Here is a 13,606-nt window from a genome sequence, read left to right on the forward strand (position 1 = left end):
GAGGCTACCAAGATTTCTTGCTTCTGATCACCTAGAATTTCAGCTTCTTGGCTTTCTTGGCCTTAGCCGCATCCTCGGCGGCTTTTTCCGCCTCAAGGTTTTTTTGCGACGTGCGTTCGGCAATGATTGCATCTGTGTCCACCAACGACATCAGCATCCACGAATACTCCATCGTGACCGTCAAAACTTCACCGCAAGATTGTGTCACTTCGCGCGCTTCAAGGCGTGCCGTAGTATCAGACCCGCCAATCAACATTCCCGCAGACGCATAGGGCAGCTTGAGAGAATCCAGTGAATTGGGATTACACTGATTTCCCCATCGGTCTTGCCGCTTGATATCTGCCGTCTTTTGCGGGGATTCAAACCACGTATACCGGCCCAGACGCCCGTCATTTGTGATATCCGGCGCGCCATAGGTGTCGATCAAGGCGGTCAACACATCCTCGTAAGTAACTCCGTCCTCTTCGGTCCAAGACATCAACCGCGTGATAGCAGTGACCGGTGAAGACGGCGTATTATCCTGTTGAAACAATGCGATATGAGACCAAACAGAACGGCCATTCATATCATAGTAAGCAACGCCAGCATTCAGCCCCTCGCCAACACCCCCCAAGGCTTTGCGCGCCAGACCTTCTGGCAGGTTTTCTGCAATCACCTCTTCGGCCTTGGTCAAAGACATCCCAAGCTCAACCCCGAGAATCTTGCGTTTTGCGGCTTGTGGCTTGGCGGCGGCCACGGCGTCTCGATCTTGCAAGTCCACAATCTTTTGATTGGGACCATCCTTTAGAACAACCTTCGTAGGTTCGGCTTCGAACACCACAAGCGAACGTCCTGATTTCCAGTTTGCTCTGTGTTTCTTGGTGATTTTCAGCTCAAGAGTGCCGGGCCACTGGCCGCCTGCGTCACTTGACTTCGGCATTGGAGCCCCCACCGACAGCAGACCCTCGGCATTTTTAAGTGCCACAAAAAACGGCGTCTCTTTGCTGCTTGGAATTTGGTAAATACCATCCGCATCCGGCACCAGATTGCGTACTATTTCCAGCTCTGAATCGCCTTCTGCTCCGCTCGCGGCGCGCTGAAGATGTGTGTCCAGATTCAACAATAGCTGCCCATCCGACGTCGGCTTGGCATCAAACGGGTAGACAAGCTGTAGCGTCTCGAAATCCAGAGCAGCCACCGCGGTCTTGAGCGCAGTTTGAATTTGGTGCCAGTCATGTTCGGTGATCTCGATGCGTCGTCCCAACAGGTGATCGGGCAAAATTCCATTAAAAGGCGAGGCCGTGCCAGCATTTTGGTGCGCTTGCATATTCCCCAAAACAGTCTTTAGAAACGCGCGATCCTCAAGTTTTTCCGGTTGCAGAGAAGCCAGATACATCAATGCAGATTCTGAGGTCCAGACATTGCCTTTTCCACGCAACACTTGTGCAGCATCACTTGGAACGATGCGCCACCCATCAGAGGCTTCGATGTCAAAAAGATGCTGCGTCAAGGCGCGATCCGCAAACATCGCCAAATGGCTTGTGTTCGCTCTAAGGCTTGTCGATTGGCCGTTGGCCTGCGGGTTATCCAATGTCACAAAATGCGCCAGATACAATGGTGGCAAATACGCACCGGGATTGACGTTCTTGAGCATATCCGCAAAACCTTCTGCTTCGCTCAGAGGGACCTCGAGGGTTGTTGGATATTTACGCACCTTCGCATTAATGGCCAGTTGCCCATGCATCCGTTTGAAGCCAGGAGGATATTGGGTCGAAATAGCAAACCATTCTGCACCAAAATCATACTCGCCCAAAACGTATTCGGTGACCTCAACCGCTTTCAAGGGATACTGAGGTCGACGTTTCAGGATGTCTTCAAGATAGTTTTCGCGAAGATTTTTCACGGCAGCGTGGAATTCGAATTGGTTCAACGCTTGACGGCCATAGTTCATGCGTCCAGTCGCATTAAACAACGGCTTACCTTGCGCGGCTTCGCGTTTTTGCGCTTCGCTCAACACCCATCCGGCATAATTCACCAAGTTATCGTCGTCATCCAGAATGGCAGGGTTTGCGGCCACTTTCGCCATCAGCCCCAACCGTTGCCAGCCGCCAAAGTTCTGCTTGAGCAATGGATCATTAGAAGGCTGACCAAGTCCGGCATACCGAACCAGGTGTTCTTTGTGCATGGGTAAGCCAAGCCATTTTGCATAGGCTTCAAGCCCACCCGCATCCTGCGGGGCTTTGGCGTCACTTGCATTCCAAGTATGCACCGTATCCAGAAGACGCCCGTCGCGCGTATCATTCAACGTAATGGTGACCGCATCCAGAGACGCCCCGGCCACGGACATGGTATTGCTGCCGTAATACACCTCTTCCAGCGCTTCAATATCCGTAAGAGTGACATAGCGGTTCATTTGGAACCGAACAAAATGCTCCCCTTGAACACGGCTGGCCAACGCGCGCGCCTGATCTTGGGTAAGAGGGATATAGTCCACATCCAGATTGGTTTCGAAGTAAAACTGAAGATACCGGTTCAACGGATCCAAGTGCAAACGTTCACTTTTCAGCAAAGCATTCCCATTAAGAGACCGGTTTTTGGCAGATCGGACAGGCACGCCCTTTCCGGGGACAAACCCACCAAGGTCGACAGCGATCTGAAACCCCATCTCCATCTTGTATGGCAAGGGATAGGCCGGTTCTGTGCTTTGGATTTGCCGCCGCAATCCAGCAAGCGCATCTTGGCGCTCAAAGCTTGACCCGTCGTAATATGCAGCCGTCATAGACGTCGCCAACGCATCGCCCTGACCATAGCGTTTTTGTGGGAATTCCTTTTTGATCCAATGCTGGGCAGCCCCGTCGCTATCAATAAGATCAGGGCGTTTTTTCAACAAATGCCGACTCAGGAATAACTCTCGGTCAAACGCAGGGTCCTTTCGGCCAAGATCGTAACTCTCGGTCGAAAACGCAGAGCCGTGGGTAGCGCTGGCGCCGGATTGGCTGGATGCATTCGACGCAGACACCACTGTGCCGCTTGATGCCGCGGTGCCTTGTTGCGGCTCTCCGGCTTGGCGCGGTCGCACGCCGCTTTCTTCGCCCGCCATCACAAGCACTTCATATGTGGGCGTGGTGGCCGGATTCATATTGCGATCCACAAGATATCCAGAGATCGCCCGATCCGTTCCCCTGCCCGCGACGCCGTCAATGCGCCCGGAATAATACCCCAAATCTTTAAGCGATTTCTGCAACTGACGCAGATCACCACGTGTCAACGGGCGATCCAGACGGGGGTTGCCAGATGCTTCGGCTTCAAAATAGGCCTGTTGCAGTTGTTCAAGCTGTGCCGTTGTTAAATATCCGGACGACAGGTATCCATATTTCGACTGATATCTGCGGATGGACGCCCGTGTTCCTTTCCCGAAAACACCATCAGCAATCCCCGCATCAAACCCAAGAATATTAAGCGCCGACTGAACTTGTTGTTTCGTCGCACGATCCATGGCGGGTTCACCCGCTTGGGCCGGATTCATTTTCTTGCGTTGTTTTTTCTGGGATTTATTGGCCTCATTCAGAATAATGACACCTAACGCCCCGCCGATGATTGCGGATGCCCTGTCAGCGCGCGCAGGGCCGGTAAACGGGGGTGTCAAAACTAGTGAGAACGCGACAGCCGATCCAGTCAAAAAACGCATCAAATATCCTAACAACAAAATAAATTTGCGCTAGCATAGCCTGACATCACCAGATTGGGCAATTGCATTGTGTGCAATCGCCCAAAGCCCATTCAGGCTTCAGTTTCGAAGTTTTTCGCAGCGGCGTATCACGAATATCCAATGTAAGGCCGTTCTCAAACGACGTGGTGGCCACCATCAATATAGGCTGTATTTCCACTTATCGAACGGGCAAAATCCGAGACAAGACAGGCAGACATTGCGCCAATCTCTTCGACAGTTGTCAGCCGGTGAAGCGGCGCGCGCGCCTTTGCGTCTTCTATCAATTCGTCAAAGTGGTCGATCCCTGACGCCGCCCGGGTCTGCAACGGCCCCGGGGAGATCACATTAACCCGAATATTCTTCGGCCCCAGCTCGACCGATAGATAGCGCGCAGTGGACTCGAGTGCGGCCTTGACCGGCCCCATGACATTGTAATGGTCCACAACTTTTTCGGATCCGTGATACGACATTGTCAGGATCGTGCCGCCCTCTGTCATCAAAGGTTCGGCACGCTTGACCATTCGGATCAACGAATGCACCGAGATATCCATCGCCATTCCAAACCCTTCGCGAGAACAATCCGTCACCCGCCCGTGCAAATCATCACGGGGGCAAAAGGCAATAGAATGCAGCAGAAAGTCCAGCTTGCCCCATCGGGCCGTAATGGCATCAAACACAGCATCCATCTGAGTGTCGTCGGTCACATCCAACGGCAAGAGCATCTCTGCGCCCACCGCCTCGGCGACCGATTGCACATGTTTCTGCGCCTTTTCAGATTGAAAGGTCAACGCAACGTCGGCCCCAGCAGCAGAGAACGCCTGCGCACATCCTGCCGCAATCGAGTGGGAATTGGCCACCCCGACAACAAGACCCTTTTTGCCGGCCAGCATATCAGATTGCATCAGCATCAGTTTACTCCATCATCACATATGTTCCGGGCGCTTCAGCTAATTTGCGACCCATCTTTGGGGGGGATATTTTTTTACTCGACAGATCCGACAGCCAAGCGCTCCAAGCGAGCCACCAACTGCTCTCTTGGCGCTGTGCCGCGTCTTGCCAGTCGGCCGCAGACAACGCTTTGTCCGTGTCTCGGGTTGTGTGCATTTTATAATGACGGTGGTGGTGTCCCGGTTCGGAAATCACACCAGCATTGTGGCCACCGTTGGTCAAAACAAACGTCACATCGGCATGCACGAGATTGTGTATCTTATAGACCGAAGTCCATGGTGCGATATGATCGGTTTCAGTTCCCACGCCGAACACCGGAACGCGGATATCACGCAACGAAACGGCGTGCCCATCCACCTGATACCGTCCCGCCGCCAGATCATTCTGTAAGAACATCTTGCGCAGATATTCCGAATGCATTCGGGCAGGCAACCGTGTGCTATCCGCATTCCATGCCATCAAGTCGTTCATTGGCATGTCCGGTCTTCCCAACAGATAGGCACGCACCATATGCGACCATATCAGATCATTTGATCGCAGCATCTGGAACGCCCCGAGCATTTGCTCTGCTTCAAGAAACCCCTGTTCGGCCATAGCATCTTCGAGAAACGACACCTGACTTTCGTTGATAAAAAGTGTCAGTTCACCTGCTTCGGTAAAATCAGTCTGGGCGGCGAACAAGGTCATACTCGCGACCGGAGTATCTGCCTTGCGCGCCAAGGTCGCCGCCGCGATCGACAACAACGTTCCCCCAAGACAATATCCCGCCGTGTGCACTTTTGGCGATCCGGTTATCGTCGTGATTTCGGACAGCGCTGCCAAAGGGCCCAATTCAAGATAGTCATCCATTCCCAACGAGGCGTCTTCTTCAGACGGGTTTCGCCAAGAAATCATAAAGACGGTAAATCCCTGTGCTGTGAGGTACTGGACCATTGAATTCTCGGGGCTGAGATCAAGAATGTAATATTTCATGATCCATGCCGGCACGATCAGCACGGGTTCTGGATGCACGGTGTCCGTTGTAGGCGCGTATTGGATCAGCTCGATCAGATGATTGCGATACACCACTTGTCCCTTGGCGGTGGCCACATCTTTTCCGACACGGTTAGGGCGTTCGGGATTGGCCCCCGTAAGCTTGTCGCGCAAATCATGCGACAGCGTTGCCCCCCCGCGGAGCAGGTTCGCCCCCTTTTCAGTCACCGTGCACTCAAGAGCTTCTGGGTTCGTCGGCAGGAAATTGGACGGCGCCACTGCATCCAGCATCTGGCGCATCATAAACCGCATGGATTTTTCATGGTCCTGACTGAGCCCTGGCACGTTCGTCGTCGCCTGATCGGCCCAATCCTCTGCAAGCAAAAAGGCTTGTTCCAGCGCTGCAAATGGCGGGCTACTCCAGCCGTTATGCGCAAAACGGTGATCTCTTTTGGTCGGAGATATCGGGCGTTCGCTCTCTTCAGCCGGACAACCAGCGTTCACAAATCGAAACCACGCTGCAACACTTTCCTGCGCCGATTTAGCCAGCTCCAATTGTTTGTCCGGAGCCGTCGCCAAATGCAGCCACCAATCGCTAAACATGGTCACTGGGGCCACCGGCGAAGTGCCGTGATTAAGTTTTGCAATCAGACGCCGATAGGCGTGGTCTGGAACTTCGGGCGATGATTGGGAAGGTTGCGTCAAGGAAAAAGCTCCGATTATGAAGACACGGGCGCACTAAGATCTAGGAATCAAACCGGGCGCGTCGATATTGACCGTTTCGTATCAGGACTGGATGACAAAAATGTAATGCCAATGCAGATTTTCGCGTCTCATATGGAAACCACAGAGGGCGCTCCAGCGAAAACTTTTCAGTGCGGTCCCGAAGTCACTACCTTGAGCAAATTCTTGCACGCCTTGTGCAGATATAAGGCCGAATGCAAATCTTTCCGTAAGACAAAATACTCGAGGTCAAATGGAAAAAATGGTGCGGGCGGTGGGACTCGAACCCACACGGGCACAAGGCCCAACAGATTTTAAGTCTGGTATGTCTACCATTCCATCACGCCCGCATATGACGCTGATAAATCTTTACCCATACACGTGCCTGCACTCAGGCAGATATGGCGCAAAGAAAACATAGCGATCACAAGTCTGACCTTTCGGTCAGGTGGCGCGACAATAGCGGCTTTGTCCTGCCTGTAAAGCACCCAATGGCTACAAATCTTGCCCAACCGCATTATCTTTTTGCGGGGCCCTGAGAAGACCCCGTTCCGGAAGCCACGGGTTGACCTCAAGGGCGGCAGCAAGGGCATCTTGGGCGGCGGCGTCTTGGCCAAGCCCGATCAGGGTAATCGCCCGACCTGACAAGGCCCCGACGTGGCGTGGGGACAGTTCAAGCGCCCGTTCCAAATCCGGCAACGCCGCAGCAAAGTCGCGGCGGAGAAAATTCACAAAGGCCCGCTGGTTATAGCCTTCGGCATAGTGAGGGCAGTATTCGACCAACGCATCAAACTCTTCGAGCGCGCCCAAATAATCAAAGCCGCCACGCTTTTGCATGCCGCGATCCAATATTTGCTGAGCAACTTCGTCAGGGGCATCCGCCCAATAGGCCCACATTTCGTTTGATATCTCTTGGGCGGCCATTTCATTGGGCGCCACCTGTACCTGTGCGATCAACCTTTCGAGGGCTGCAGAATGATCAGGTGCCTGAGGACACGCCTGCGCAAAAGCTGGCGTCGCGATGCAGATTATGAAGGCAAACTGTTTCATATTGCAAAGATTGCACGATTTCATCAGGGATCAAGTCACATCCCCGAGAGCTGTTTCTTTGACCGCCTGCATAGCCACATATGTTGACGTGCTTGCCACATGGGGTAACGCCGAAATCTTTTCGCCCAAGACGCTGCGATAGGCCGCCATGTCCCGTGTTCTGACCTTAAGCAGATAATCAAAATTTGACGCGATCATATGTGCTTGTTCGACTTCTCCAATCGCAGAAACAGCAGCATTAAACGCCCGCAATGCCGTTTCACGCGTATCCGAGAGTTTGACCTCGACAAAGGCGACGTGATCAAGCCCCAGCCGGATCGGATCCATCAATGCACAGTATCCCGTGATGACACCTTCGGCCTCGAGACGTCGCAAACGCGCCTGTGTCGGGCTCTTGGACAGACCAATCCGCTTGGCAAGGTCGGTCACCGAGATACGCCCTTCACCGGACAGGACTTCTAGAATCGCGTGATCAAACCGATCCAGCGCAACTTGGCCATTTTGCATTGCACATCCTCCACAAATCAACGCGATTGGGTCGCTAAAATTTAAAAATCAGGAAAAGCGACCTGTGTGTTTGTTCTAAACTGACACAAATAGATGGAGCATCCTATGTCTAATTCTTCCCGAACGTTGATTGACACTTCGACATATGCCGACCAAGCCGCGTTGCTGGAACAGCTGACATCCGAGGCCGCCCTCTCTGAACAGGATCGCGCGCGCATCGTTGAACAAGCCGCAGATCTGGTGCGCGCCATTCGCGCACAGACCAACCCGGGCATGATGGAAGTGTTTCTTGCAGAGTACGGCCTGTCCACAGACGAAGGCATTGCCCTGATGTGTCTGGCCGAAGCCCTGTTGCGGGTTCCTGATGCAGAAACCATCGATGCCCTGATCGAAGACAAAATTGCCCCGTCCGATTGGGGCAAACATTTGGGCGCGTCGACATCATCATTGGTCAACGCCTCCACTTGGGCGTTGATGCTGACAGGCAAAGTTCTTGATGATCCAAACCCTGGATTGATCGGGTCCCTGCGCGGGGCGGTCAAACGTCTTGGCGAACCTGTCATTCGCACCGCCGTTGCGCGTGCCATGAAGGAAATGGGGCGCCAATTTGTGTTGGGTGAAACCATCGTTGGCGCAATGGATCGCGCGGCAGGAATGGAGAAGCAGGGCTATACCTATTCTTATGACATGCTGGGAGAAGCCGCCAAAACTGATGCCGATGCCATGCGCTATCACCTGTCCTACTCCCGTGCGATCACCGCCATTGCTGCGGCCTGCACACATTCCGACATCCGCCAAAATCCCGGAATTTCCGTCAAATTGTCGGCGCTGCATCCGCGGTATGAGGTTTCCCAGCGCGTCCGCGTCATGGATGAACTTGTTCCGCGTCTGCGCTCGCTGGCGCTTTTGGCCAAATCGGCGGGCATGGGTCTGAACATCGATGCCGAAGAGGCCGACCGCCTGTCGCTGTCGATGGATGTGATCGAAACCGTGCTTGGCGAACCGGCTCTTGCAGGATGGGACGGGTTTGGCGTTGTCGTTCAGGCCTATGGCAAGCGGGCGGGCGCAACGCTGGATTATCTGTATGATCTTGCCACGAAACTGGATCGCAAGATCATGGTGCGTTTGGTCAAGGGTGCATACTGGGATACAGAAATCAAAAATGCCCAAGTGATGGGAGTTGATGGTTTTCCGGTCTTTACGACAAAATCCGCAACGGACATTTCTTATATCGCCAACGCACGTAAACTTCTGGCGATGACAGACCGGATTTACCCCCAGTTCGCGACGCACAATGCGCATACGGTTGCCGCAATTCTGGATATGGCCACCGACATGCAAACCTTTGAGTTCCAGCGTTTGCACGGCATGGGCGAGAGCCTGCACGACATCGTGCACAAGGCGCAAGACACACGGTGCCGGATTTATGCCCCTGTTGGCGCCCACCGCGATCTTTTGGCGTATCTGGTAAGACGCCTGTTGGAAAACGGCGCAAACAGTTCTTTTGTGAACCAGATTGTCGATGAAGAGGTCGCACCAGAAGACGTGGTGCGCGACCCGTTTGACACCATCAATGATGCCCACACAATATTGCCCACGGGTCCCGAGCTTTTTGCACCAGAGCGCCCGAACTCCATCGGGTTTGACCTGCGCGACGTTCCCACGCTGGCAACAATAGACGCCGCGCGCGCGCCATTTCACGCACACACATGGGAGGCTGCCCCCCTGTTGGCCGGTGACGTAAACGCACACACCCCCAAAACGATGCATAATCCGGCGCTGCCAGCCGATGTCGTCGGCACTGTCGCAACCGCGACCCTCGAGGATGTCAACACAGCACTTGATGCCGCCAAACCATGGGATATCCCAGCGCAAGAGCGCGGTGTCATCCTGAACAAGGCCGCCGATCTCTACGAAGAAAACTTTGGGCTTTTGTTTGCGCTATTGGCGCGCGAGGCAGGTAAAACCCAACTGGATGCCGTAGCCGAACTGCGCGAAGCGGTTGATTTCCTGCGCTACTACGGGACACATGCGCCTGCGACCCCGCCTGCAGGCAACTTCACCTGCATTAGCCCGTGGAACTTCCCTCTGGCGATTTTCTCAGGTCAAGTTTCGGCGGCTCTGGCTGCTGGTAATGCTGTCCTTGCAAAGCCCGCAGAACAAACACCGCTGATTGCCCACCAAGCCGTCGCGCTGCTGCACAAAGCGGGTGTGCCCCGGTCTGCACTGCAATTGCTGCCAGGGGCCGGAGACATCGGTGCGGCGCTCACGTCTGATCCACGGGTTGATGGCGTCGCCTTTACCGGATCCACCGAAACAGCGATGAAAATTCGCAGTGCAATGGCAGATAACCTGACACCGGGCGCGCCGTTGATTGCGGAAACCGGTGGTCTGAACGCGATGATCGTGGATTCGACCGCATTGCCAGAACAAGCCGTAACCGCCATCGTCGAAAGCGCTTTTCAATCCGCTGGCCAGCGGTGTTCGGCGCTGCGGTGCCTTTATGTTCAAGAAGATATCGCCGACGGGCTTTTGGAAATGCTCACAGGGGCAATGAAAGAGCTGCATACTGGCGACCCTTGGAATTTGGCAGCAGACAGTGGCCCCGTGATTGACGCACAAGCCCAATCGGGTATCGCGACCCACATCGCCCAAGCCCAAGCAGAAGGGCGCGTGTTGTTCGAACTCCCTGCGCCCCAAACTGGGACATTTATTGCGCCAACCCTGATCCGTGTGACGGGTATTGCCGATCTGGAACGCGAAATCTTCGGCCCTGTCCTGCATGTCGCCACGTTCAAATCCCACGAACTGGACGCTGTCGTTGAGGCCATCAATGCCACGGGATACGGGCTTACATTTGGTTTACAAACCCGTATCGATGACCGCGTGCAAAGCATCAGCGATCGCATTGAGGCCGGCAACATCTATGTGAACCGCAATCAGATTGGTGCCATCGTCGGCAGCCAACCTTTTGGAGGCGAGGGCCTGTCCGGTACAGGCCCAAAGGCTGGCGGCCCACATTACCTTGCGCGGTTTGCCAAACCCGAGGCACAGCCATCTGGCACATGGGACATCACAATGCCCCACGATATCATGCAGAACCTTGTAACAACGGCCCCTGCGCGCGACACCATCACATCGATCTCTTTGCCGGGGCCGACCGGGGAATCCAACCGACTGACCACATTTGCACGCCCGCCTGTGCTTTGCCTTGGTCCCGGGGCCACAGCCGCCCAAGCCCAAGCCGATGCGATCGAGGCACATGGCGGTATCGCCGTCCAAGCCACGGGCACCTTGGCGCCAGATGCACTTGGTCAACTCAAGGGTATTTCAGGTGTGCTTTGGTGGGGCGATCAAGCAACAGGGCGGGCGTATGAACAAGCGCTGGCACAGCGTTCTGGGCCAATTCTGCCATTGATCACCGGTTTGCCGGATACTGCTCGCGCCGTGGGTGAACGTCATATCTGTGTCGACACAACTGCCGCAGGCGGAAATGCAGCATTGCTTGGCGGGGTGACTTGACGCCCCGTCCGATTTCGCCATCTTGGGCGCATGTTTCCAATACGTGACCACAACCCGTCCGGGCGCACGCCCTATGTCGTCTATGCCTTGATGATCCTCAATGTCGGGATTTTCATACTGACATGGCCTATTCTGGATGATCCGCAACGCATTGGCGCCTTGTTCTATGACTGGGCGCTGATCCCCTATGATGTCAGCAATGGCGACAAACCGCTCGGGCTATTTACTTCCATGTTTCTGCATGGCGGTGTCTTGCACATTGCAGGCAACATGCTGTTTTTGTGGGTGTTCGGGGACAATATGGAAGACGAAATGGGCCACGTCGGCTTTGCTGTCTTCTATACGCTTTGCGGACTTGCGGCAGGCATGGCACAGGTCATATCCGATCCGACATCCCAAATTCCCACGGTGGGGGCCTCTGGCGCCATTGCGGGGGTCATGGGCGGGTATTTGTTGATGTTCCCCAAAGCCCGCGTGGATGTGATCTTGATTGTTATCATCTTTTTTAAGATCTTTCCTGTACCTGCATGGGTGGTTCTCGGAGTTTGGTTCGGACTGCAGCTGTTCAATGGCACCATGACCGACGCTGCTACAAGTGGTGTCGCGCACTGGGCACATGCGGGGGGATTTGTTGCGGGCGTTCTGTTTACTATCTCGCTTTGGCGACGGCGCGGCGGGCCTGCGTATTGGCAAAAAACGCATGGACGCCCGAATAATCCAGCGACCAAGCTGTCCACGACGACAAGCCTTGTGCCCATCGTCAGAAGGAAAAAAAAATGACCCATACTGTCAGCTGTCATTGTGGTGCTGTTGTTCTGCGGGTGGCCTTGGCCGATGGCCTTAAGACCGCATCACGATGCGATTGCAGCTTTTGCAGACGACGTGGGGCAGCCGCCGTCACTGTGCCACTGAATGGTCTTGAGGTATTGTCTGGCGCTGAAAACCTGACGCTCTATCAATGGGGCACCAAGACCGCGAAACACTATTTCTGCAAGACGTGTGGCATCTACACGCATCACCAACGACGCTCAAACCCGAACGAATACGGCGTCAATCTTGGGGCCATAGATGGCGTAAACCCGCGTGATCTAGGTCAAATCGATTGGGTTGATGGTGTCAATCATCCATCCGATGCATAGCGCATCGTAGTCAGCGGGCATTTCACACCATCACGCCCCTGACGCATGCCCAGCACATGCTGGGCATCGCATTTTTTACGGGATCACTTGTTGCGGATAACTTTGGCAAACTGATCAAAAATGGGTTCATTCGCACAGACAACGTCGCCATCTTCCAGAACATTGCCTGTTTTATCAAGCGGTTCAACAAAGCCGCCTGCTTCTTTGACGATAATCACACCAGCCGCGAGATCCCAGATTTTCAGCGAACGCTCCCAAAACCCGTCGTAGCGACCCGCAGCAACATAAGCCATATCCAAAGCAGCCGAACCCCAACGGCGCACACCCGCAGTTGCTGGCAACAAACGTGCCAAATCCTGAAGTGTTTCAGGAAGGTCAGCCCGCCCAGCAAAGGGCAAACCGGTGGCGAAAATCGATTCAATCATGCGATTGCGACCAGAGACACGCAAACGCACACTGTCGTTCAGCCATGCGCCTTCGCCTTTTTCAGCATAAAACATCTCGTCTTTGGCTGCATCAAACACCACACCGGCAACAATTTCGCCCTTGTGCTCCAGAGCAATCGAAATCGCCCAATGCGGCAAGCCGTGCAAAAAGTTGGTCGTGCCATCCAGCGGGTCCACAATCCAGCGACGTGTTGGATCTTTGCCCGCGATTTCGCCGCCTTCTTCTGCCAACCAACCATACGTTGGTCTGGCCGTCATCAGCTCTTCCTTGAGAATAGCCTCTGCGGCAATGTCGGCACGGCTGACAAAGTCACCGGCACCCTTCATGGAGACCTGCAGGTTCTCGACCTCACGGAAGTCTTTGACCAGTGAGCGCCCCGCTTTACGGGCGGCCTTCATCATGATGTTGAGATTTGCACTGCCCGGCATGGCGTGGCTCCTTGGATGTGTCAGGCCGCGCGTATACGCCCCCTCTGCTCATTTGCCAAGGCCGTAAGCTCTGTCACCATGACGTTTGGGGCATTCTTGCCCAATAATGCAGGGATAATCGCAAAAAATCCGGTGAATGGTCGGCTGGGCGTCTGTTGCCAAAGCCCGAGTCGACATTTCGG

The 13,606-nt window shown here is 54.5% G+C and carries 9 protein-coding genes and 1 tRNA gene; 3 read left to right on the top strand and 7 right to left on the bottom strand.

From position 1 onward, the window contains the following. Nucleotides 1-31: 31 nt before the first annotated feature. The 6 genes from FAP39_RS05195 to FAP39_RS05220 form a co-directional block, all read right to left on the bottom strand. Nucleotides 32-3,667 (bottom strand): peptidoglycan-binding domain-containing protein, encoded by a 3,636-nt coding sequence (locus FAP39_RS05195; protein ID WP_138015333.1) that lies wholly within the window; start codon nucleotides 3,665-3,667, stop codon nucleotides 32-34. Between the two features lie 155 nt (nucleotides 3,668-3,822). Then, complete coding sequence (gene fabI / locus FAP39_RS05200; RefSeq protein WP_138015480.1) at nucleotides 3,823-4,578, bottom strand: enoyl-ACP reductase FabI; 756 nt, start codon at nucleotides 4,576-4,578, stop codon at nucleotides 3,823-3,825. Between the two features lie 22 nt (nucleotides 4,579-4,600). After that, entirely contained in the window at nucleotides 4,601-6,313 is a 1,713-nt protein-coding gene (locus tag FAP39_RS05205) for a PHA/PHB synthase family protein (protein WP_138015334.1), read from the bottom strand. Nucleotides 6,314-6,594: 281 nt separating this feature from the next. Further along, nucleotides 6,595-6,681: transfer RNA gene (locus tag FAP39_RS05210), tRNA-Leu, on the bottom strand. Between the two features lie 145 nt (nucleotides 6,682-6,826). After that, nucleotides 6,827-7,381, bottom strand: coding sequence for a tetratricopeptide repeat protein (locus tag FAP39_RS05215; protein WP_138015335.1), 555 nt, complete (start codon nucleotides 7,379-7,381; stop codon nucleotides 6,827-6,829). A gap of 30 nt (nucleotides 7,382-7,411) precedes the next feature. Further along, nucleotides 7,412-7,888 carry an Lrp/AsnC family transcriptional regulator gene (locus FAP39_RS05220; protein ID WP_138015336.1) on the bottom strand — a complete coding sequence of 159 codons (477 nt, stop codon included), beginning with the start codon at nucleotides 7,886-7,888 and terminating at the stop codon, nucleotides 7,412-7,414. Nucleotides 7,889-7,993: 105 nt separating this feature from the next. Between FAP39_RS05220 and putA the strand changes: the two genes are divergently transcribed. From putA to FAP39_RS05235, 3 genes are read left to right on the top strand one after another with little or no spacing between them, the layout of a single operon-like run. Beyond that, the gene (putA, locus tag FAP39_RS05225) at nucleotides 7,994-11,410 is read left to right on the top strand and encodes a bifunctional proline dehydrogenase/L-glutamate gamma-semialdehyde dehydrogenase PutA (protein WP_138015337.1); all 3,417 of its coding nucleotides are present in this window, start codon (nucleotides 7,994-7,996) and stop codon (nucleotides 11,408-11,410) included. A gap of 30 nt (nucleotides 11,411-11,440) precedes the next feature. Continuing rightward, nucleotides 11,441-12,190 (top strand): rhomboid family intramembrane serine protease, encoded by a 750-nt coding sequence (locus FAP39_RS05230; protein WP_138015338.1) that lies wholly within the window; start codon nucleotides 11,441-11,443, stop codon nucleotides 12,188-12,190. Beyond that, nucleotides 12,187-12,549: a GFA family protein gene (locus tag FAP39_RS05235; RefSeq protein ID WP_138015339.1), complete on the top strand. Its 363-nt coding sequence runs from the start codon at nucleotides 12,187-12,189 to the stop codon at nucleotides 12,547-12,549. The genes FAP39_RS05230 and FAP39_RS05235 overlap by 4 nt, the downstream gene beginning before the upstream one ends. An 83-nt stretch (nucleotides 12,550-12,632) precedes the next feature. On the opposite strand, the gene FAP39_RS05240 is transcribed toward FAP39_RS05235, so the two are convergent. After that, a complete protein-coding gene (locus FAP39_RS05240; protein WP_138015340.1) occupies nucleotides 12,633-13,424 on the bottom strand; it encodes an inositol monophosphatase family protein in 792 nt (263 codons plus the stop codon). Between the last annotated feature and the right edge of the window lie 182 nt (nucleotides 13,425-13,606).

This window comes from Shimia litoralis, from assembly GCF_005518135.1.
GTDB lineage: Bacteria > Pseudomonadota > Alphaproteobacteria > Rhodobacterales > Rhodobacteraceae > Shimia_E > Shimia_E litoralis.